The sequence below is a fragment of the Thermocrispum sp. genome (assembly GCF_002919275.1).
In the GTDB taxonomy this organism is placed as follows: Bacteria; Actinomycetota; Actinomycetes; order Mycobacteriales; family Pseudonocardiaceae; genus Thermocrispum; species Thermocrispum agreste.
Genome location: NZ_PKFA01000002.1, coordinates 78,110 through 98,198, shown reverse-complemented (window position 1 = coordinate 98,198; position 20,089 = coordinate 78,110). Strand labels below are relative to the sequence as shown.

Below are 20,089 nucleotides of genomic sequence, written 5' to 3'. Positions count from 1 at the left end.
AGCTCAGCGCAGGACGTCCAACACCAACGGCGGCCGCTCCACGTCCGCCTCCGCAGCAATGCGTATCCCGTCGAGAAACGCCTCTCGCGCGGCCGGAACGAGCTCTGGGGTGTCCGTGTGCAGCTCGGCAATGGGTTGCCCGGCGGAGACCGTTTCCCCGCGCACGGCAAGCAGCTTGACCCCGGCCGCGGACTGCACCGCATCACCCGGAGCCGCCCGCCCGGCGCCCAGTCGCCACGCCGCCACACCGACGGCCAGCGCGTCCACCTCGGCCAGCACACCGTCCGCCTCGGCGGTGACCACCTCGACGTGCTTCGGCCGCGGCAACGGCGCCTCTGGATCGCCGCCCTGCGCCCGGATCATCCGCGCCCACACCTCGTAGGCCTGCCCTGACGCCAGCACGGCCGCCGGGTCCACGTCGTCCAACCCGGCAAGGCGCAGCATCTCGCGCGCCAGCACCAGGGTCAGCTCGACGACGTCCTGCGGGCCGCCGCCCTGCAGCACCTCCACCGCCTCGGCCACCTCGACCGCGTTCCCGGCCGTCCGGCCGAGCGGGGTCGACATGTCGGTCAGCACGGCGGTGGTGGCCACCCCGTGCGCCTGCCCGATGGCCAGCATGGTGCGGGCCAGCTCTCTGGCCTGCTCCGTGGTCTTCATGAACGCGCCGGACCCGACCTTGACGTCCAGCACCAGCGACTCCGGCCCGGACGCGATCTTCTTCGACATGATCGAGCTGGCGATCAGCGGGATGGACTCCACGGTCGCCGTGACGTCCCGCAGCGCGTACAGCTTGCGGTCCGCCGGGGCCAGCCGGTCGGACGCCGCGGCGACCACCGCGCCGACCTCGCGCAGCTGAGCCGCCAGGTCGGGCACGTCCCCGCTCCAGCCCGGGATGGCCTCCAGCTTGTCCAGCGTGCCGCCGGTGTGCCCGAGGCCGCGCCCGGACAACTGCGGCACGGCCGCGCCGCACGCCGCCACCAGCGGCGCCAGGATCAGCGTGATCTTGTCGCCGACGCCGCCGGTGGAGTGCTTGTCCACCGTGGGACGGTCCACGTCCAGGGTCAGCTTCTCCCCGGAGGCGATCATCGCGGCCGTCCACCGGGAGATCTCCCCGGCGTCCATGCCACGCAGGAAGATCGCCATGGCCAGCGCCGACATCTGCTCCGGCGCGACCTCCCCGCGGGTGTAGGCGTCGATCACCCAGTCGATCTGGTCGTCGGACAGCCGCCCGCCGTCCCGTTTGGTGCGGATGATGTCGACAGCGCTGTGGAATCGGCTCATGGCAGATCCTGAGGTCCGAACGCGTCCGGCAGTACCTCCGACATGGGCAGCACGCCGCGCGGGGTGTCCAGCAGGCACTCCGGGCCACCCAGCTCGTAGATGATCTGCCTGCACCGGCCGCACGGCATGAGCAGCTCGGCGTCGCCGCTGCGGCACGCCACGGCCACCAGCCGCCCGCCGCCGGTCAGCCGCAGCTGCCCGGCCATCGTGCACTCGGCGCACAGGCCGACCCCGTAGGAGGCGTTCTCCACGTTGCAGCCGATCACCACCCGGCCGTCGTCGACCAGCGCGGCGACGCCGACCTTCAGCCCCGAGTACGGGCTGTACGCGTATTCGGCGGCCTCGACCGCCGCGGCCCGCAGATCGGGCCAGTTCACCTGCACAGTCATGACTTGATGTAAGGAACGCCGTTGGCCGCCGGTGGCCGGATCCTCCCGACCAGCCCGGCCACCGCGAGGATGGTCAGCAAGTACGGGGTCATCGCCATCAGCTCGCTGGGGATCGGGAACCCGATGATGCCCAGCACGCTCTGCAGGTTGTCGGCGAACCCGATGAGCAGCGCGGCGAACACCGCCCCGATCGGGGTCCACCGGCCCATGATCATCGCGGCCAGCGCGATGAACCCGGCACCCGCGGTCATCTCCTTGCTGAAGATGCCCTGCTGGGCGAGCGTGAAGAACGCCCCGCCGAAGCCGGCGATGGCCCCGCCGATCAGCACGTTGCGGAAGCGGACCGAGTTGACGTCGATGCCCGCGGTGTCCGCGGCCTCCGGGTGCTCGCCGACCGCGCGCACCCGCAGTCCCCATCGGGTGTGGAACAGCGCCACGTGCACCACCGCCACCACCACGTACATGACGTAGACGATGATCGTCTGGTTGAACAGCACCGGGCCGATCACCGGGATGTCGGACAGCAGCGGGATCTCCAGCTTGCCGAACTTGCCCGGCGAGTTCCACGTCTCCTGCTCCGGCCCGAGCAGCGAGCCGTAGAGGAAGTTGGTCACCCCGTACACCAGCACGTTCAGCACGACGCCGACGATGATCTGGTTGACGAAGTACTTGATGGTGAAGATCGCCAGCAGCCAGGCGACCATCACGCCTGCGATGGGCGCGGCGATCAGCCCGACCCACAGGTTGCCCGACAGCGAGGCGACCACACCGGACAGGAACGCGCCGAACAACAGCTGGCCGTCGATGGCGATGTTGATGACGCCGGATCGTTCGCCGACCATGCCGCACAGCGCGCCGAAGATGAACGGCACCGCCAGGGCGAGCGCGCCCTGCAGCAGGCCGGTCAGGGAAATCGCCGCCCCGCCGACCGCCCAGGACAGAAACGACAGCACGAACAGGATGCCGAACACGATCGGCAGCCACAGCGGCGTCCGCCTGCCCTTGCTGGTCAGCCGGAACGCGTAGCCGGTGGCCAGCAGGCAGCCGACGGCCAACACGATCGACGTCGGCTTGGCGGGCACGGCGAGCGGATCCAGCTGGATCGCGTCGGTGCGGGTGGACAGCCCGAACGTGGCGGTCTTGCCGCCCTCGGCGAAGATCCCGAACACCAGCAGCGCCAGCAGGCCGAGCACCAGGTAGGCGATCGGCGGGCCCCAGTTGCGCCGCAGCGCCAGCACGGTCTCGCTGTCCGGCTCCACCCGCTCCGGCTCGGTACGTGTCGCGGTCTCGGTCATGCCAGCCCCCCGCTGCCCGGCGCCACCGGGGTGGTGGCGCGCACCTTCAGTCGGAACACGGCCCGCACCAGCGGCGGAGCGGCGATGAACAGCACGATCAACGCCTGCACCACGAGCACGATGTCGATCGGTGTCTGCGTCTGCGCCTGCATGGTGGTCGCCCCGGCGCGCAGCGCGCCGAACAGGATCGCCGCCAGCACCGTCCCGACCGGGCTGGACCGGCCGAGCAGCGCCACCGTGATGGCGTCGAAACCGAGCTGCTCGGCGATCGATGTGTGCAGGTGCAGCGACGTCCCCATCACCTGGGTGGCGCCCGCGATGCCCGCCAGGCCACCGCAGATGAACATCACCATGGTGTAGCTGCGCGGCACGGAGATGCCCGCCGTGGTGGCGGCGTGCGGGTTGAGCCCGACCGCCTTGAACCGGAAACCCATCGTGCTGCGGTTGAGCAGCCACCAGGTGTAGACCGCGGCCAGCAGCGCGAACAGCAGACCGAGGTTGAGCCGGGAGCCTTCGATCGGCCGCCACAGCTCGGCGGTGGGCAGCATGAACGGGCTGCGCGGCAGGTCCTCGCCCTCCCGCTGGAACGCGTCGGTGGTGAGCAGGTAGGCCAGCAGGAACAGCGCGATGTAGTTGAGCATGATCGTCACGATCACCTCGTGCGCGCCGCGCGTGGCCTTGATCAGCCCGGCGATCCCGCCCCAGACCGCACCGCCGACGAAACCGGCGAGCATCGCCACCACGATGTGGATCACCGGCGGCAGCTGGACCGCGAAGCCGATGTAACCGGCCAGGATGGCGCCCAGGATCAGCTGGCCCTGCGCACCGATGTTCAGCAGGCCGGTGCGGAACGCCAGCGCCACCGCCAGGCCGGCCGCGATCAGCGGCGTGGCGTAGGTCAGGGTGTCGGCGAACGGCCGCAGTGCCCGGCCGACGGTGTACTCGTCGAAGTCGATGATCGCCCCGGAGAACATCGCCGCGTAGGCCTCGCTCGCCGAGGTCCACGCCGCCGCGAACGTGTCGCCCGGGCGGGAGAAGAAGTAGCTCGCCGCCGCGTGCACGTCCGGGTCGGAGACCACGATCAAGATCGCGCCGATGAGCAGCGCCAGCACCACCGACAGGAACGTCAGCGCGGTGCTTCCGGTGGTCAGCTCACGCAGGAAACGCTGACCGATCGAGGGTTCTTCCTCGGTCCTGTTGTCCGGCTTCGGCTCGGTCGCGGTGGCCGCGGCGGAGTCGCGGCCACCGTCCTGCGCTTGCGCGTCCGGACGCTCGTCCTGGTCAGTCACTTCTCGTCCTCGTCCTGCTTGGTCAGCAGTTCGTCCGCGTGCTCGATCAGCGTCGGGTGCTCCTCCGCCTGCTTGTCCGCCTCCTGCGGGGGCACCCCGGCCATCATCAGGCCGAGCACGTCACGGTCGGTGTCGCCGGGCACGATGCCGACGACCTTGCCCCGGTACATCACCAGCACCCGGTCGGCCAGCGCGCTGACCTCGTCCAGCTCGGTGGACACGATCAGCACCGCGGTGCCCTTGTCCCGTTCGGCGATGATCCGCTTGTGCACGAACTCGATCGAGCCCACGTCGAGCCCGCGGGTCGGCTGGGCGGCGATCAGCAGGCGCAGCGGACGGGACAGCTCGCGCGCGATGACCACCTTCTGCTGGTTTCCGCCGGACAGCGTCTTGGCCAGGGTGGCCGCGCTGCCGGTGCGGATGTCGAACTCGGCGATCCGCTCGGCGGCGTTGGCCTGCACCGCGGACGGCTTGAACAGCGGGCCGGCGGCGAACGGCGGCTGGTCGTGCAGGTCCAGCACCAGGTTGTCGGCCACCGAGAAGTCGCCGACCAGGCCGTCCACCTTGCGGTCCTCGGGCACGAAACCCACCCCGGCGCGCAGCACCTGCCGCACCGAACGGCCGAGCAGCTCCTTGCCGTCCAGCTTCACCGAACCGGTGGCCTTCGGCAGCAGCCCCAGGATCGCCTCGGTCACCTCGGTCTGCCCGTTGCCCTGCACACCGGCGATGGCCAGCACCTCACCCGCGCGGACGTCGAACGAGACGTCGTCGACGACCACGTAGTCCCGGTCGTCGACCACGGTCAGCCCGTCGACGTCCAGCACCACGTCACCGACGTTGGGCGGCTGCTTGTCGACCGCGAGCGTCACCGCACGCCCGACCATCAGTGACGCCAGCTCGGCCTCCTCGGCGGACGGGTCGGCCTCGCCGACCACCTTGCCGTGCCGCAGCACGGTGATCCGGTCCGCCACCGCGCGCACCTCGCGCAGCTTGTGCGTGATGAACACGATCGACGTGCCGTTGGCCTTGAGCTGCCGCATGATCTCGATCAGCTCGTCGGTCTCCTGCGGCGTGAGCACCGCGGTCGGCTCGTCCAGGATGAGCACGCGCGCGTCCCGCACCAGCGCCTTGATGATCTCCACGCGCTGCTGCACGCCGACTGGCAGATCCTCCACCACGGCGTCCGGGTCGACGTCGAAGCCGAACTTCTCGGAGATCTCGCGCACCCGCCTGCGCGCGGTCTCCAGGTCGAGCAGGCCGCCGGTGCGCACCGGCTCGGCGCCCAACATGACGTTCTCCGCCACGGTGAACACCGGCACCAGCATGAAGTGCTGGTGCACCATGCCGATCCCGGCCGCCATCGCCTCGCTCGGGCTGTTGCAGCTCAGCGGCTTGCCGTCGACCAGCACTTCGCCTTCGTCCGGCTGCAGCAGGCCGTAGATGACGTTCATCAACGTCGACTTGCCCGCACCGTTCTCGCCGAGCAAGCAGTGGATCTCCCCCGGCTCGACGACCAGATCGATGTGGTCGTTGGCCACCAGGGACCCGAACCGCTTGGTGATGCCGCGCAGTTCGAGTTTCACCGTGCCCTGCCCCGCTCCGCAGTGATCATGGTTCTCCTTCCGTGCACGTGCTTGCGGCGGGGGCGCCATGGCCCCCGCCGCAGCGTGCGCCGACTGCTAGAAGGCAGCGTCGGACTCCACCTTCAGCTCGCCCGAGATGATCTGCTCGCGCAGCTGGTCGATCTCCTGCTTGGTCTCGTCGGAGATCTCGTCCTCGAAATCGTGGTACGGAGCGATCGAGACGCCCTCGTTCTCCAGCGTGCCGATGAACGGCTCGTTGGAGAAGTTGCCCTCGGCCGCCTCGGCCGCCGCGTCCTTCACCGCGACGTCCATCCCCTTGACCACACTGGTCAGGATGATGTCCTTGTACTTGGGCAGCGACTCGTAGCCGTCGGTGTCCACCCAGATGATCAGCGCGTCGCCCTGCTCCTTGGCGGCCACCGCGGCGGACTCACCGATCGGGCCCGCCACCGGCATGATGATGTCCGCGCCGTCGTTGAGCAGGTTCTCCGAGATCTGCTTGGCCTTGTTGGCGTTGGAGAAGTCGCCGACGAACTGGCCGTCCTGCGTCTTCTTGTTCCAGCCAAGCACCTGGACGTTCTTGTTCTTTTCCTTGTTGTAGTGCTGGACGCCGTCGTAGAAGCCGTCCATGAAGATGGTCACGGTGGGGATCTTCGCCCCGCCCCAGGTGGCCACCTTGCCGGTCTTCGACTGCGCGGCGGCCAGATAGCCGGCCAGGAACGCCGCCTCGTGGGTGTTGAACACCAGCGGCTTGACGTTGTCGATCGGGGTCGGCTTGCCGGACTTGTCGGTGTAGAGGAAGTCGACGATGGCGAACTTCTCCTCCGGGTTGGCCTCCGCGGCCTGCTTGGTGGCGTCCGCCAGCAGGAAGCCGACGGTGACGATCAGGCCGCAGTCGGCCTTGACCATCTGGTCGACGTTCGGCTCGTAGTCACTGGCCGCGTTGGACTCGGCCAACCGCGGTTTGGCGGTGATGCCCTCCTCGGCGGCGTCCAGCAGACCCTTGTACGAGGTCTGGTTGAACGACTTGTCGTCCGGGCCGCCTTCGTCGGTGACCATGCAGGGGACGAAGTCCGATTCGCCGTTGGCCTGCCCGCCGCCGCCACCTTCACCCGGCGGCTCACCGCAAGCCGCGGTCGCCAAACCGACTGCCGCCACCGCGGCGACCAAACGCATTGTGTGTGTACGACGCACCGCGCCTTCTCCCTCCCCGCTCGGTTTGCGAGCGGTCCAGTTCTCAAGTGCCAAGCACAAGCCTGGAACGACCGGGAAGGCTACCTGCCCGATCGAACGATCTGGAAACGGACGACCCTGCGTAATCGAATCGTTGAGCCGAAGCGTCCTCGCGGAGTACAACAGACGACGCTCAGTAATGAGTTGGTGGCCGTTGCGTCATCATCGGCCCGCCGCAGAGCACCCGCTCGATTGTTCTTCGCCCGTCGCCGCCCATCGGTTTCCCGCCCGGGCGGCGCGCTCACCTGGGTGTCTGTTCGGTCACACCGATCAACCCACCACAAGGCCGAAAGCCCGATGCGGGTCTAGCATCCGGGCATCACAGTTCCGTTCGACTCTCGTTCGTCCAACGAAGGGCTGGAGGCGGTTCCCGAATGACCACCACGGCTAGTCCGCCCACGGGGGCCGGAAACGCCCGCCGCGGCAGCGGCACCCTTTACCTCGGCGACCCAGGCATGTGGTCGTGGGTGCTGCACCGCATCACCGGCGTTCTGACTTTCTTCTTCCTGTTCGTGCACGTGTTGGACACCGCGCTGGTGCGCGTTTCCCCCAGCACGTACGACGAGGTCATCTCCTCCTACAAGACACCGCTGGTGAACCTGCTCGAGGTGGGGCTGGTCGGTGCCGTGCTGTTCCACGCGCTCAACGGCCTGCGTGTCATGCTGGTCGACTTCTGGTCCAAGGGACCGCGCTACCAGCGGCAGATGCTGTGGGGCATCGTCGTGGTGTGGCTGCTGGTGATGATCCCCGGCACCTACTTCATGCTCGAGCGCACCATCTCCGAACTGTTCGGGGGTGCCTGATGGCTGACACGATCGCTCTGGACCGTCCCCGCTCCCGCAGGCGGCCTGCCGCCCGCCGCAGCAACTTCGAGCTGTACAGCTGGCTGTTCATGCGGATCTCCGGCCTGCTGCTGGTGGTCCTGGTGCTCGGCCACCTGTTCATCATGAACATCCTCGACGGCGGCGTGCACCGGATCAACTTCGCGTTCGTGGCCGGCCGCTGGTCCTCGCCGTTCTGGCAGTTCTGGGACCTGCTGATGCTGTGGCTGGCGCAGCTGCACGGCGGCAACGGGCTGCGCACCATCATCGACGACTACGCGCGCAAGGACAGCACGCGATTCTGGCTGAAGATGCTGCTGTACGTCTCGATGGTGGTCATCCTCGTGCTCGGCACGCTGGTGATCTTCACCTTCGACCCGAACATCTGACACCCACCACCACGGAAGCGAGAAGACCATGCAGGTTCACAAGTACGACGTGGTCATCATCGGCGCGGGTGGTGCGGGCATGCGCGCAGCCATCGAAGCCGGTCAGCGGGCTCGCACCGCGGTGCTGACCAAGCTGTACCCGACCCGGTCGCACACCGGCGCCGCGCAGGGCGGCATGTGTGCGGCGCTGGCCAACGTCGAGGAAGACAACTGGGAGTGGCACACCTTCGACACGGTCAAGGGCGGTGACTATCTCACCGACCAGGACGCCGCGGAAATCATGGCCAAGGAGGCCATCGACGCGGTGCTGGACCTGGAGAAGATGGGCCTGCCGTTCAACCGGACCCCGGACGGCAAGATCGACCAGCGCCGGTTCGGCGGGCACACCCGCGAGCACGGCAAGGCGGCGGTGCGCCGGGCCTGCTACGCGGCCGACCGCACCGGCCACATGATCCTGCAGACGCTGTACCAGAACTGCGTCAAGCACGGCATCGAGTTCTTCAACGAGTTCTACGTGCTCGACATCGCGCTGACCGAGACCGCGGGCGGACCGGTGGCCTCGGCGGCCATCGCCTACGAGCTGGCCACCGGCGAGATCCACGTCTTCCACGCCAAGTCGATCATTTTCGCCACCGGCGGTTTCGGGAAGGTCTTCAAGACCACGTCGAACGCGCACACGCTGACCGGTGACGGCATGGCCATCTACTTCCGCAAGGGCCTGCCGCTGGAGGACATGGAGTTCTACCAGTTCCACCCGACCGGTCTGGCCGGCCTGGGCATCCTGCTCACCGAGGGCGCCCGCGGCGAGGGCGCGATCCTGCGCAACGCCGACGGCGAGCGGTTCATGGAGCGTTACGCCCCGACCATCAAGGATCTGGCGCCGCGGGACATCGTGGCCCGGTCGATGGTCAAGGAGGTGCTGGAGGGCCGCGGCGCCGGGCCGAACAAGGACTACGTGCTGCTGGACTGCACGCACCTGGGCCGCGAGGTGCTGGAGACCAAGCTGCCGGACATCACCGAGTTCGCCCGCACCTACCTGGGCATCGACCCGGTGCACGAGCCGGTGCCGGTGTACCCGACGGCGCACTACGCCATGGGCGGCATCCCGACCACGGTGCGCGGCGAGGCGCTGCGGGACAACGAGCACGTGGTCCCCGGCCTGTACGCGGCGGGCGAGTGCGCGTGCGTGTCGGTGCACGGGGCCAACCGCCTGGGAACCAACTCGCTGCTGGACATCAACGTCTTCGGCAAGCGCGCCGGGATCGCCGCCGCCGAGTACGCCAACTCGGTGGACTTCCCCGAGCTGCCGGACGACGCGGCCGAGTTGGTGTCCACCATGGTCGGCAAGCTGCGGGAGTCCACCGGCAGCGAGCGGGTGGCGGTGATCCGCACCGAGCTGCAGGCCACCATGGACGCCAACGCGGCCGTCTACCGCACCGAGGACACCCTCAAGCAGGCGCTCAACGACATCCACGCGCTCAAGGAGCGCTACGGCAGGGTGGCCATCCAGGACAAGGGCATGCGGTACAACACCGACCTGCTGGAGGCCATCGAGCTGGGCTTCCTGCTCGACCTGGCCGAGTGCCTGGTGAACGCGGCGCTGGCGCGCAAGGAGTCGCGCGGCGGGCACGCCCGCGAGGACTACCCGGACCGCGACGACGTCAACTTCATGCGGCACTCGATGTCGTACAAGCAGTTGCCGGACGAGCCGGACCCGGACGCCCCGCTCGGCCTGAGCGGCTTCACCGCCGACATCCGGCTCGACTACAAGCCCGTCGTATTCACCCGATACCAGCCGATGGAGCGGAAGTACTGATGGCTGCACCCGCTACTGCCGAATCCACCACGCATCCCTCCGGCATCCCCGCTCCCGAGGGCTCCGTCGAAGTGACGGTGAAGATCCACCGGTTCAACCCGGAGCAGGACGAGGCGCCGCACTGGGAGTCCTACGACGTCCCGGCGCTGCCCACCGACCGGGTGCTGAACCTGCTGATCAACATCAAGTCCTACATCGACGGCTCGCTGGCCTTCCGCCGCTCGTGCGCGCACGGGATCTGCGGCTCGGACGCCATGCAGATCAACGGCATCAACCGGCTGGCGTGCAAGGTGCTGGTGAAGGACCTGCTGGCGAAGAAGGGCAAGACCACCATCACGGTGGCGCCGCTGAAGGGCCTGCCGCTGCTGAAGGACCTCTATGTGGACATGGAGCCGTTCTTCGAGGCGTACCGGTCCATCAAGCCGTACCTGATCACCTACGGCAACGAGCCGACCAGGGAGCGCATCCAGTCGCCCGCCGAACGGGCGCAGTTCGACGACACCACCAAGTGCATCCTGTGCGCGGCGTGCACCACGTCGTGCCCGGTGTACTGGGCGGACGGCAGCTACTTCGGCCCGGCCGCGATCGTCAACGCGCACCGGTTCATCTTCGACTCGCGGGACGAGGGCGCCGAGGAGCGGCTGGACATCCTCAACGACGCCGAGGGTGTGTGGCGCTGCCGCACCACGTTCAACTGCACCGACGCGTGCCCGCGCGGCATCGAGGTCACCAAGGCCATTCAGGAGGTCAAGCGGGCGCTGCTGTTCCGGCGGACCTGATCTGCCGGGCGCACCACCAGCGCATACCGAGAAGGCGGAGCGTCACCTCGAGCGAATCGAGGGACGCTCCGCCTTGTCGTGTGTCCGGAATCCGGGTGTCCGGATGCCGATCCGCCGAGTCGGGTCAGCGGATCGCGGCCGTGACGGTTCCGCTCAGTGGTGGCCCTTCCCGCCGAACTTGCCCTTCCCCGAGGGAAGCGTGGACACCTGCACGTAGTCGACGACCATCGGGTGCCCTGGCTGGGTCTCCGGCACCGGGGTCGGATGGCCGGCGACGCCGTTTGGGAAGCCGCCACCCATCGCGAGGTTGAGCAGGATGAAGTAGCCCTCGTGGCCGGTGATCTCGGTCCAGGCCTGATCGCCGATCTGGCCCCTCGTCACCGTGTGGTAGTGCACGCCGTCGACGTACCAGCGCAGTTCGTCGCGCGCGTCGTCCCACTCGAACCGGTAAGTGTGGAAGTTGCCCGTGCACGCCGTGCTGAGGCAAGGGCTGGTGGCGCCGATGCCGTTGGTCTCGTCGCACGGGCCGCCTTGCTGGATGCCGCAGTGCAGCACGCCCCACACCTGGTTGAGCCCGTTGACGTTCTCCATGATGTCGAACTCGCCGATCCGCGGCCAGTTCCAGTAGTCCCCCCGGTACGGGGCGCCGAGCGCCCAGAAGGCCGCCCAGTACCCCAGCGCTTGCGTGCCGGTCACGGTGGGAAGCTGAATCCTTGCCTCGATCGCCAGCACACCGTTCTTCGGCGGTCTGAAGTTCTTCCGCTTGGTCTCGATGCGAGCCGACGTCCAGTGGCCGGAGTCGTCACGGCGCGGCGTGATCCTCAGGTAGCCCGCCCCGTCCAGCGCCACGTTCTCCGGGTTCGCCGTGTACTCCTGGATCTCCCCGGTGCCCCAGTTGTTCGGGCCACCCGGGTAGCTGTGCCCGGTGTCGATGATCCACTTCGCCGGCGACGGCGGCGCGCCTGCCGGGCCGTTGAAGTGGTCCTCCCACACCACGCGCCAGAATTCGTGCGGTGGGCCTGCCGGTTTGCCGTGCGGCGCTCCGGCCTCGGCCGCCGGGGTGGCGAACACCAACGCCGCGGCTGCAACCGCCGGAATCGCCAGGATCTTGCGGGATCGGGATCGGGATCTTCTGGTGATTCGAGGCAAGACGGACACTGACATCGACCTCCTGGCCACGATCGTGACACGCCCATTAACACGATCGAATGAACGTTGTCCGTGTATACCGCCCAGTAGGTTCACATGGGCAACGTTGGCCTTCTCGGCCAGGAGAATCGCCCGAATTGCCAGGCTTGCGCGCCAGGTCCGCCCGCCCCCCCGGGGGGGCGCCCGCGCGATTCGGTGCCGCGGGCGTGTGCCCGGTTCCCGGTCAGCTCCAGAACACGGCCAGGCCGACGTTGACCACGACCAGCGCGCCGAGCGTCGGGTTCAGCCAGCGCGGCGCGGCGGGCTTGCGCAGGAAGGCGATGGCCAGCGCACCGATCACGACGAGCACCAGCAGCTTGATCCCGATCTTGATCGGGTTGTACGAGACCTCGTCGTTGAGCGGGTCCAGGCCCATCAGGATCAGACCGGTGAGCAGCTGCAACCCGGTGCCGTGCAGCCAGCCCTTGTTCACCGGGGCCTGCGGGCCCGCCTTGGCTTGCAGCATGAACGTGCCGATCAGCAGCGCCATGCCGAGCAGATGCAGGAACACCAGCAGCAGCCGCAGGAACTCCATGGTGGGACCTCGCTTGTCGTTGTCGGGGTTGCCGCGATAGTAGCCCCGCCGATCATCGCCGGCCTGAACGCTAGTCTTCGGACGTGTCACGCCTTACAGGCCGCGTCCTGAGCGTCATCTTGTGCTGCCTGCTGGTGGCCGGGGCCTTCCCGCCCGCGCACGCCGCACACGTGACGACGGCCGCCAAGGTGTGCCCGGGTCAGGCCTTGCCACCGCCGCCGGTCGACACGTCGGAGGTCCCGCCACCGGGACAGCCGACACCGAAGCCGCTGCCGGTGCCGGACAAGCCGGTCGGCGGGCCGCGCATGGGCGGCTGCCTGACGATCCTGCCCGATCGGTCGTTGCGCCCGCCGCGGCAGATCAGCGCGGCTTCGTGGATCATCGCCGACCTGGACACCGGGGACGTGCTCGCGGCGAAGGCCCCGCACGCCCGGCACCGGCCGGCGTCGCTGATCAAGATGCTGCTGGCGCTGGTGGTGCTCCAGGAGCTGCCGCCGGACAAGATCGTGCAAGCCAGGCTGGAGGACGCCCGCCAGGAGTGCACCTGCATCGGCATCAGGGCGTGGCAGCGGTATCCGGTGCACAAGCTGTTCACCGGGCTGCTGATCAGCTCGGGCAACGACGCCGCGCACACGCTGGCCACCGCCATGGGCGGCACCGACGTGGCGCTGCGCAAGATGAACGACCTGGCGCGCAAGCTGGGCGCCCTGGACACCCGCGCCGCGACCGTCTCCGGGTTGGACGGCCCGGGGATGATGAGCTCGGCCTACGACCTGGCGTTGATCTACCGCGAGGCGATGAAGCATCCGCGGTTCGTCAAGGCGGTGCAGACGACGTCGATGCGGTTCCGCTGGCACCGCCGCAAGCATCCGATCACGCTCTACAACGACAACCGTCTGCTGCACGGACCGGAGGCGTATCCGGGCTTCCTGGGCGGGAAGACCGGGTTCACCGACGACGCCCGGCACACCTACGTCGGCGGCGCGGAGCGCAACGGCCGACGGTTGTTCGTCGTGCTCATGCGGGCCGAGGTCAAGCCGCTGCGGACGTACCAGCAGGCCCGGCGGCTGCTCGACTACGGCTTCAAGCTGGCCGCCGCGGGCACCGAGCCGGTGGGGAAGCTGGTCGAGCCGCAGTCCGCCGAGCCGGGTGAGGCCGACGGCGGGCAAGCGGCCGCCGATGCAGCCCAAGACCGGCGGACGGAGCCGCATTCGGCCACGGCTGGGGCGCAGTCGAACAACACGGTGTGGCTCGTCGGGTTGGCGATCATCGTCGCGGCGCTGGTGGGCGGGATCTTGCTCCGCCGACGGCCTTCTCGGTCACGGTAGAGCAGCGACCGCACCACGACCGAGCAATCCACGACGCCAGCGAGACCCCGCTCCACCGACATCCGCCTCGATCACGGTAGATCAGCAACCGCACCACGACCGAGCGATCCGCGGCGCTGTGGTCACGGCGGCCGATCGGTCGGCGCGATCCACGGTCTACGGACCGTAGGTGACAAATGTTCGGTATTCCCCGGTCGATGGATTGTGCCGACCGGGGTGCCTGGCCATGATCGTGAACACTCACGGACCCTTCCTGCGCAAGGGAGCGCTCATGGCCCGTCAACGTGTGCGTGGTTGGTGCATTGCCGTCATCACCGCCGTCACGGTCGCCTTGTTCGGTGCGGCGCCCGCCCAGGCCAAGCAGATCCCGGAAGGTGATCTGCCGCAAGCGTTGATCAACTACGTGCTCTCGCCGAACGCCGTGGCGGGTGCCAACGACTGGTCGTGCAAACCGTCGAAGGACAAGCCGTATCCGGTGATCCTGCTGCCCGGCACGTTCTTCAACATCGGCGTGAACTTCGTCAAGATCGCGCCGCGGCTGAAGAACGCGGGCTATTGCGTCTTCGCCACCAACTACGGCATGACGGCGCTCTCGGCAGGACGTGTCGGCGGCCTGAAACACATCCCCGAGTCGGCGCGGGAGCTGGACGCCTTCGTGAACAAGGTGCTGGCTGCCACCGGGGCGAAGAAGGTCGACATCGTCGGCCACTCGCAAGGCGGCAACGTGCCGATGTGGTGGATGAAAAAGATGGGCAACGCGCACAAGGTGGCGCACTACGTGGGCTGGGCGCCCAGCTCGCACGGCACGTCGGTGAACGGCATCGTCACGCTGGCGCACGAGCTCAGGCTGCTCGGCTTGGCCATGCCGCTGACCGACGTGGCGCAGATCCGTGGTGTGGCGGACCAGTTCTACACCAGCGACTACATCAAGGAGCTGTGGTCCGACGGCCCGGAGGTGCCGCCCGGCCCGAAGTACACGGTGATCATCACCAAGTACGACTGGGTGGTGACGCCCTACTACACCCAGCGGCTGGAGGGCCGGGACGTCAACAACATCCTGCTGCAGGACCGCTGCCCACACGACCACGCGAGCCACATCGGATTGTTCAACGACGACCCCACCATGCAGCTGACGATGAATGCGCTGGCCGACGGCCCGAAGGACTTCCAGCCGGTCTGCCGCGGGTACGGTCTTCCGGCTTAGGGAACACGGCGCATCCGACAGCGGCTGTCGGCGACGGCCGACGTCGTTCACCGGCTGACGTGAACGACGTCCGACCCGCACACCGTGTCACGCCTGACCGGCTCCGACTGGAGACCGGTGTGGACAGGGAGCAGGGTTGGCACTGGACGGCGCGCTGGTCGAGAAGTATTCGTGGGTCGACGAGATCGATGCCTGGATCTTGGCTGTGATACGCGGCCGCTCGGTGCAGGAAATCGTCGAGATCTACGGAGGCGATCCGCGGGCCCCGGTCGGCGACTACGCCTTCAATCGGCTGCACGAGGTGCGCCTGAACCCGTTCGCAGGCTCCTTCGTCCAGGTATTCCGCGTCGGTGAGTACGCGGTGGCACTCGAGGAGAACGACTACAACGGCAGCGAGCCGGACGTCGCTCGCCGTTGCTCGGCCGATGGTGGCCACTTCTTCAGCATGTTCTGGAACGTCAACGCAGACGAATACGTCATCGAAGCCGTCGACGGGAAGATCATTGCCAGCTTCAACCCACTGGACTCGCCATCGCCGGACGACGAGTTGCGACCCGGCTGGGCCATCTTCGACGAGCCAGAGTCCACCGGGGCGGCATGCGTGGCCCTGCTGGAACAGCGAACCGGTTCCAGCGGATGATCGTCGTCACTCAACCGCTGCGCCCGCATGGTCGCCAAGTGGGCGTCCGTAGGCAGCCCCCACCCGCGTCCCGTCGACCAGGCCGCGCTCGACACCTCGCTACGCCTGGCACATCCCAGCCAGATCGAGCTGTTCGAGGCGATCCGCCGAGCCTCCGGTTCGAAAATCGACCGGGAGCACGTCACCATGTCCATGCCGACACCACGAGTCATCCCGCCACGAGTAGCGTCGCCGAGCTGGACCATGACCAACAGCAGCAGCAGCAAGCCTGAAGACCTGCGCGATCGGATGGTCGACCGCATCCGCCGCGCCGGCTTCATGCCCTCCGAGCGCGTCGAACAGGCGATGCGCACCGTGCCGCGGCACCTGTTCGTCCCCGCGGTGAGCGCCGCCGACGCCTACGCCGACCGGCCCGTCATCGTGAAATCCGGGCCGACGCACCCGCTCAGCTCGGTGTCGATGCCCACCGTGGTGGCGATCATGCTCGGCCAGCTCGATCCCCAGCCGGGCGACAACGTCCTGGAGATCGGCGCCGGCGCCGGCTACAACGCCGCGCTGCTGGCCGAACTGGTCGGCCCCACTGGGGCCGTGACCACCGTCGACATCGACCCGGACGTGACCGCCCATGCCCGTTCCGCGCTCACGGCCACCGGGTACGACCACGTACGGGTGATCACCGCCGACGGGGCGCTCGGCGCGCCGGAGCACGCTCCGTTCGACAAGATCATCGTCACCGTCGGACCGTGGGACCTCCCGCCGGCATGGTTCGACCAGCTCGCGGTCGGCGGGCGGCTCGTCGTGCCGTTGCAGTGGCGCGGTCAGACCCGCAGCATCGCCTTCACCCGGCACGCCGACCACCTCCGCGCGGCCGATAGCCAACCGTGCGCGTTCATCCCCATGATCGGCCTCGTGCCCAACGGCGAACGCAGCGCGGACATCGCAGACGGCGTCACGGTGTTCTGGGACGACGACCAGCAGATCGACCCCGGCGCGCTACGGCCCGCGGCGACGTCACCGGGCACCACGCTGTGGTCCGGCGTCGCGGTCACCTCGTACCAGACCGTGGACGGCATCTGGCTCTGGCTCACCGTGACCGAGCCGAACACCTGCCGCCTCGCCGCCACCGACGAAGCCATCGCCCGCGGCCCGATCGACCCGATCTTTCCCGCGGTCACCCCGGCGATCGCCGACGGCGACTCGTTCGGCTATCTCACCAAGACCCGGCGGCCATCGCACAACGGGCAGCGCCGCTACGAGCTGGGCGCCACCGGCCACGGCCCGCGCGGTCCTCAGCTCGCCGAGCGCCTGGTCACCGTGATCCGCCGCTGGAACCTCGACCGCGCCGCACAGCCGGTCGTCACTGCCTGGCCGGCCGGGACACGACCGAGTGCGACCGGCCGGGTCATCCCCAAACGCCACACCACGCTGGTCCTCGAAGGCGGCTGAGCCATCGCACGCTCACGGCACGGCCGGAGCCGGTCACTGCGCAGCGTCGCCGACCAGCAGCTTGTGTGCCCGTTCCGGTCCGATGGACAGGAACAAGGTGGGCAGCCGCGGCCCGGTGTCCGACGAGCACAGCAACTGGTAGAGCGCCTTGAAGAAGGCCCGCTGCACCTTCTTCAGCTCCGGGGTGGGCGGGGCGTCCTCGGGCAGGCCGTTGAGGATCTTCGGCACGCCGTAGACCAGTCTGGTCAGGCCGTCCAGGGTCCAGTCCTCGGTCAGCCGCTCGGCGAGGATCTGCACGCCCTTCTGGGTCTGGTCGTCCAGCTGGTTCCACGCCTCGGTGTTGAACTCCGTGCGCAGGATCGTCCGCTCCTCCGGCGGCACCAACCGGGTCGCGTAGTTGATCGCGCACGTCACCCGCGGCTCGAGTTCGGCGAACAGCGTCTCCGTGTCGGCCGGGGCGTCGTCCGAGATGTGCTGCCGGACCAGCCGGGCCATCTGCTCGGTGTTGGCCTGCGTGATGTCCGCCGCCGAGGACAGCAGCCGGAACGACACCGGTCGCTTCGAGTACTCCACCGGGCCCGCCGACGTCGCCAAGCACATGCCGTGCAGGTGCTTCTCGATCGGCGAGGCGTCCGCCGACCTGGCCTGATCGGTGAAGCGGTCCCACTCGTCGTAGAGCCTCTGCACCGCGCGCGGCGACAGGTCGATGGTGAACTTCTGCGACGGCAGCCGCCGCAGGTACAGCCAGCGCAGGATCGCGGGCTCGATCACGTCCAGCGCGGTGGCCGGGATCGCCGCACCACCGGCCGAGCCGGACATCTTGCTCGACCCGCCGGCCAGGCCGACGAACGAGTAGGCGAACGAGAACGGTGCTATGCCGCCGAAGATGTCGGCCACCAGCACCTTTCCGGAGGCGAAGCTGCTGGACGGCGCGTGGTGGTCCTCGCCGGCGGGCTCGAAGTCCACGCCCTCGTGGACCCACCGCATCGGCCAGTCCACCTTCCACTGCAGCTTGCCGGAGATCGGCTCGCCGTCGGCCAGCGACATCCGACCCGAGTGCCCGCAGCGGCACTCGTAGGAGACGACCGGATCGACGTACTCGGTGACGGTGGTGAAGTCCGTGCCGCACGACTCGCAGTACGGCTTGAACGGGTAGTAGCGCGCCCTGCGCTCCTCGACCGGGGTGTCGTGCCTGCCCTCGGTCTGGAACCGGGCCAGGATGTCGAAGATCCGGCCGCGCTCGGCCATCGCCTTGCGGATCGCCGCGTTGTAGGTGCCGCGCGGGTACTGCTGCGACTGCCGGATCTCGTGCATCTGCACACCGAGGCGGCGCAGCGACGCGGAGAATTCGGCGATGAAGTGCGACGCGTAGGAGTCACGCTCGCCGTACGGGTCGGGCACGGCGGACAGCGGCTTGCCGACGTGCTCGTTCAGCGACTCGTCCAAGCCCACCGGCACCTTGCGGAACCGGTCGTAGTCGTCCCACGAGTGCAGGTGCACCGCGTCCAACCCGCGTGCCTTGATCTCCTCGGCGACGAAGTGCGCGGTCATCACCTCGCGCAGGTTGCCCAGGTGGATCGGCCCGGACGGAGACACCCCGGACGCGCAGATGATCTTCTTGGCACCCGCCCGCTGGGCGTGCTCGATCGCCTGGTCCGCGGCACGCTGAACCCAGCTCAACTCCGACTCGGACACCGATCCTCCGTTGGGGTCACACTTCGTCAGCACAAATCACGCGATACGCCGATGACAGCGACGCCGTACACGGCCTCTGAGAACATCCTGCCAGGATGGAAGTTCACGCCGATGTGCGGCCCACGGGCCGTCAGCGGCGGCGCAGCCTGCTCAGCCCCGCCCCGATCAACCCGCCGACACCGAGCAGCCCGACCACGCGCCCGGCCGTCGGCTGGTCCCGCACCTCGATGCGCAGCACCACGGGCGCAGGCTCGGTGGGCGGCTTCTCGTTCTCCCACGAGGTGGCCGTCCACGCGGTGACCATCAGCAGGAACCGGGCCACCAGGTTGGCGAAGATCAGCAGGCCGATGATCGGCCCGAACAGTGCACCGGTCGGCGTCGAGGTGACCGACGACAGGAAGAACGTCGCCGCGGTCTTCAGGATCTCGAAACCGACGGCGGCGATCAGCGCCCCCTTGACCGCCGCCCGTAGCGCGACCTTCTCCCGCGGCAGCCGGGCGATCACCCACAGGAACACCAGCCAGTTCGCGGCGATCGACAGCACGATGGCCAGCGCGGCCAACAGCGCCTGCGCCCAGCCGTATCCGCTGAGGCCGACCAGCTCGAGCAGGAAATCACCGGCACCGACGCCCAAGGCGCTGAGCCCGAACGACACCAGCAGGGCCAGCCCGAGCCCGACGAGCGCCAGCAGGTCCTTGAGCGTGCCGCTGATCAGCGGGCGGTCGACCTTGCCCAGCCCCCACTGGGCGGTGAGGGCGTCACGCAGGTTGGACATCCAGTTGATGCCCGCGTACAGCGCGGTCAGCAGACCCAGCACACCGACGGTGGCGCGGGACTCGATGGCCTGCTCGACGACCATGTTCAACGTCGACGCCATTTCGGCCGGAGCCTCCGAGGTGATGGCGTCCTCCAGCTTCCCCAGCAACTCCTGGTTGCCTGCCAGCACGAAAGCGGCCACGGCGAAGGCGACCATCAGGATTGGCACGATCGACAGCACGCTGAAGTACGTGATCGCCGCGGCGTAGTGGTCGCCGTACCGCTTGGTGTAGGCCTCGTGAGAGCGCAGGACGTGGTCCAGCCAGACATAGCGCCGCCGCATCCGGGTGACGAAGCCTTCACTTTTCTGCTCGCTCACTCCGTCACGCTAACCGCGATCGCCCGGCCTCGCCCGTCGTGGC

18 protein-coding genes are annotated in these 20,089 nt (G+C 68.5%); 8 read left to right on the top strand and 10 right to left on the bottom strand.

Annotation, left to right across the window (positions count from 1 at the left end):
* Positions 1 to 3: 3 nt before the first annotated feature.
* The 6 genes from CXP56_RS00615 to CXP56_RS00590 form a co-directional block, all read right to left on the bottom strand.
* Positions 4 to 1,281, bottom strand: coding sequence for a thymidine phosphorylase (locus CXP56_RS00615; protein WP_028847318.1), 1,278 nt, complete (start codon positions 1,279 to 1,281; stop codon positions 4 to 6).
* Positions 1,278 to 1,670: a cytidine deaminase gene (locus CXP56_RS00610; RefSeq protein WP_286899111.1), complete on the bottom strand. Its 393-nt coding sequence runs from the start codon at positions 1,668 to 1,670 to the stop codon at positions 1,278 to 1,280. The genes CXP56_RS00615 and CXP56_RS00610 overlap by 4 nt, the downstream gene beginning before the upstream one ends.
* Positions 1,667 to 2,965: an ABC transporter permease gene (locus tag CXP56_RS00605; RefSeq protein WP_286899109.1), complete on the bottom strand. Its 1,299-nt coding sequence runs from the start codon at positions 2,963 to 2,965 to the stop codon at positions 1,667 to 1,669. Before CXP56_RS00605 ends, CXP56_RS00610 begins: the two co-directional genes overlap by 4 nt.
* Positions 2,962 to 4,254 (bottom strand): ABC transporter permease, encoded by a 1,293-nt coding sequence (locus CXP56_RS00600; protein WP_051310082.1) that lies wholly within the window; start codon positions 4,252 to 4,254, stop codon positions 2,962 to 2,964. The genes CXP56_RS00605 and CXP56_RS00600 overlap by 4 nt, the downstream gene beginning before the upstream one ends.
* Positions 4,251 to 5,837: an ABC transporter ATP-binding protein gene (locus tag CXP56_RS00595; RefSeq protein ID WP_038044869.1), complete on the bottom strand. Its 1,587-nt coding sequence runs from the start codon at positions 5,835 to 5,837 to the stop codon at positions 4,251 to 4,253. Before CXP56_RS00595 ends, CXP56_RS00600 begins: the two co-directional genes overlap by 4 nt.
* A 96-nt stretch (positions 5,838 to 5,933) precedes the next feature.
* On the bottom strand, positions 5,934 to 6,995 hold the full coding sequence (locus CXP56_RS00590) for a BMP family lipoprotein (protein ID WP_286899104.1): 1,062 nt from the start codon (positions 6,993 to 6,995) through the stop codon (positions 5,934 to 5,936).
* Positions 6,996 to 7,444: 449 nt separating this feature from the next.
* Here CXP56_RS00590 and sdhC point away from each other — a divergent pair, with 449 nt between their 5' ends.
* The 4 genes from sdhC to CXP56_RS00570 are packed head-to-tail and all read left to right on the top strand — an operon-like array spanning position 7,445 to position 10,875.
* A complete protein-coding gene (gene sdhC, locus CXP56_RS00585; RefSeq protein ID WP_084609131.1) occupies positions 7,445 to 7,873 on the top strand; it encodes a succinate dehydrogenase, cytochrome b556 subunit in 429 nt (142 codons plus the stop codon).
* Complete coding sequence (locus tag CXP56_RS00580) at positions 7,873 to 8,280, top strand: succinate dehydrogenase hydrophobic membrane anchor subunit (protein ID WP_028847323.1); 408 nt, start codon at positions 7,873 to 7,875, stop codon at positions 8,278 to 8,280. Before sdhC ends, CXP56_RS00580 begins: the two co-directional genes overlap by 1 nt.
* 28 nt (positions 8,281 to 8,308) lie before the next feature.
* Positions 8,309 to 10,096, top strand: a complete 1,788-nt coding sequence (sdhA, locus tag CXP56_RS00575) for a succinate dehydrogenase flavoprotein subunit (protein WP_028847324.1) — start codon at positions 8,309 to 8,311, stop codon at positions 10,094 to 10,096.
* Positions 10,096 to 10,875, top strand: coding sequence for a succinate dehydrogenase iron-sulfur subunit (locus CXP56_RS00570; protein ID WP_038044870.1), 780 nt, complete (start codon positions 10,096 to 10,098; stop codon positions 10,873 to 10,875). Before sdhA ends, CXP56_RS00570 begins: the two co-directional genes overlap by 1 nt.
* Positions 10,876 to 11,028: 153 nt before the next feature.
* Here the strand turns inward: CXP56_RS00570 and CXP56_RS00565 are convergent, their stop codons facing one another.
* Positions 11,029 to 12,039, bottom strand: coding sequence for a glycoside hydrolase family 16 protein (locus CXP56_RS00565; protein ID WP_051310083.1), 1,011 nt, complete (start codon positions 12,037 to 12,039; stop codon positions 11,029 to 11,031).
* A 208-nt stretch (positions 12,040 to 12,247) separates the two neighbouring features.
* On the bottom strand, positions 12,248 to 12,598 hold the full coding sequence (locus tag CXP56_RS00560; RefSeq protein ID WP_028847326.1) for a hypothetical protein: 351 nt from the start codon (positions 12,596 to 12,598) through the stop codon (positions 12,248 to 12,250).
* Between the two features lie 83 nt (positions 12,599 to 12,681).
* Here CXP56_RS00560 and CXP56_RS00555 point away from each other — a divergent pair, with 83 nt between their 5' ends.
* The 4 genes from CXP56_RS00555 (at position 12,682) to fxlM (ending at position 17,216) form a co-directional block, all read left to right on the top strand.
* Entirely contained in the window at positions 12,682 to 13,926 is a 1,245-nt protein-coding gene (locus tag CXP56_RS00555) for a D-alanyl-D-alanine carboxypeptidase family protein (protein ID WP_286899092.1), read from the top strand.
* A 271-nt stretch (positions 13,927 to 14,197) separates the two neighbouring features.
* Complete coding sequence (locus tag CXP56_RS00550) at positions 14,198 to 15,130, top strand: esterase/lipase family protein (RefSeq protein ID WP_028847328.1); 933 nt, start codon at positions 14,198 to 14,200, stop codon at positions 15,128 to 15,130.
* Between the two features lie 136 nt (positions 15,131 to 15,266).
* The gene (locus CXP56_RS00545; protein WP_286899088.1) at positions 15,267 to 15,770 is read left to right on the top strand and encodes a DUF6461 domain-containing protein; all 504 of its coding nucleotides are present in this window, start codon (positions 15,267 to 15,269) and stop codon (positions 15,768 to 15,770) included.
* A gap of 27 nt (positions 15,771 to 15,797) precedes the next feature.
* Entirely contained in the window at positions 15,798 to 17,216 is a 1,419-nt protein-coding gene (fxlM, locus tag CXP56_RS00540) for a methyltransferase, FxLD system (RefSeq protein WP_286899087.1), read from the top strand.
* A 33-nt stretch (positions 17,217 to 17,249) separates the two neighbouring features.
* On the opposite strand, the gene lysS is transcribed toward fxlM, so the two are convergent.
* Positions 17,250 to 18,911, bottom strand: a complete 1,662-nt coding sequence (gene lysS, locus CXP56_RS00535) for a lysine--tRNA ligase (protein WP_028847331.1) — start codon at positions 18,909 to 18,911, stop codon at positions 17,250 to 17,252.
* Positions 18,912 to 19,041: 130 nt separating this feature from the next.
* Entirely contained in the window at positions 19,042 to 20,010 is a 969-nt protein-coding gene (gene yhjD, locus CXP56_RS00530; protein ID WP_211227513.1) for an inner membrane protein YhjD, read from the bottom strand.
* Between the last annotated feature and the right edge of the window lie 79 nt (positions 20,011 to 20,089).

What these genes read in the sequence shown, in the direction of transcription:
- fxlM (WP_286899087.1), top strand. Translation starts at nt 15,798, where the DNA reads ATGGTCGCCAAGTGGGCGTCCGTAGGCAGCCCCCACCCGCGTCCCGTC.
- CXP56_RS00610 (WP_286899111.1), bottom strand. Translation starts at nt 1,670, where the DNA reads ATGACTGTGCAGGTGAACTGGCCCGATCTGCGGGCCGCGGCGGTCGAG.
- CXP56_RS00605 (WP_286899109.1), bottom strand. Translation starts at nt 2,965, where the DNA reads ATGACCGAGACCGCGACACGTACCGAGCCGGAGCGGGTGGAGCCGGAC.
- CXP56_RS00615 (WP_028847318.1), bottom strand. Translation starts at nt 1,281, where the DNA reads ATGAGCCGATTCCACAGCGCTGTCGACATCATCCGCACCAAACGGGAC.
- CXP56_RS00560 (WP_028847326.1), bottom strand. Translation starts at nt 12,598, where the DNA reads ATGGAGTTCCTGCGGCTGCTGCTGGTGTTCCTGCATCTGCTCGGCATG.
- yhjD (WP_211227513.1), bottom strand. Translation starts at nt 20,010, where the DNA reads ATGCGGCGGCGCTATGTCTGGCTGGACCACGTCCTGCGCTCTCACGAG.
- CXP56_RS00580 (WP_028847323.1), top strand. Translation starts at nt 7,873, where the DNA reads ATGGCTGACACGATCGCTCTGGACCGTCCCCGCTCCCGCAGGCGGCCT.
- CXP56_RS00570 (WP_038044870.1), top strand. Translation starts at nt 10,096, where the DNA reads ATGGCTGCACCCGCTACTGCCGAATCCACCACGCATCCCTCCGGCATC.
- CXP56_RS00565 (WP_051310083.1), bottom strand. Translation starts at nt 12,039, where the DNA reads ATGTCAGTGTCCGTCTTGCCTCGAATCACCAGAAGATCCCGATCCCGA.
- sdhC (WP_084609131.1), top strand. Translation starts at nt 7,445, where the DNA reads ATGACCACCACGGCTAGTCCGCCCACGGGGGCCGGAAACGCCCGCCGC.
- sdhA (WP_028847324.1), top strand. Translation starts at nt 8,309, where the DNA reads ATGCAGGTTCACAAGTACGACGTGGTCATCATCGGCGCGGGTGGTGCG.
- CXP56_RS00550 (WP_028847328.1), top strand. Translation starts at nt 14,198, where the DNA reads ATGGCCCGTCAACGTGTGCGTGGTTGGTGCATTGCCGTCATCACCGCC.